Raw genomic sequence first — 549 nt, 5'->3', positions numbered from 1 at the left:
CGCGAGGGCCTCGCGGTAGGCCTCGAGGGGTCGCGCACGGCCACGCGGGTGCACCAGGCTCCAGCGCAGCACGCCGTCGGCGTCGACGAGGAACGAGCCGCGCAGCGCGTGCCCGGTCGACTCGTCGAGCACGCCGAAGGCACGCGCGGCCGCGCCGTGCGGCCAGAAGTCCGACAGCAGGTCGAACGGGTAGCCCTCACGCTCCGCCCAGGCGCGCAGCGTGAACATCGCGTCGCACGAGACCGCGACGAGCCGGGCGCCGGCGTCGTCGAACAGGCCGATCTCGTCGCGCAGCTCGCCGAGCTCGCCCGGGCAGGTGCACGAGAACGCGAAGGGGACGAACACGAGCACGAGCGGCTCGCCGCGCAGCTCGGACAGCGCCACGGGCGTGCCGTGCGTGTCGGGCAGCGTGAGGTCGGGGACGGGGTCGCCGACGCGCAGGGTCTGCCCTGCGCTCACTTGCCGCGGCCGCGCGTCGCCAGACGCGTGGCCGACCAGTCGGGGCCGATGGCGAACGTCGTCATCGCGTGCAGGCCGGACGTGGTCGCG

The 549-nt window shown here is 75.2% G+C and carries 1 protein-coding gene; it reads right to left on the bottom strand.

Annotated elements, in window-relative coordinates:
• The coding region (locus G3I71_RS46230; RefSeq protein ID WP_164324929.1) for a peroxiredoxin at nt 1-459 on the bottom strand (459 nt) is incomplete at its 3' end.
• Between the last annotated feature and the right edge of the window lie 90 nt (nt 460-549).

This window comes from Streptomyces sp. SID12501 (assembly GCF_010550245.1).
GTDB lineage: Bacteria > Actinomycetota > Actinomycetes > Streptomycetales > Streptomycetaceae > Streptomyces.
The sequence above is the reverse complement of the archived record's forward strand: the minus strand, read 5'-3'. Positions and strand labels throughout refer to the sequence as shown.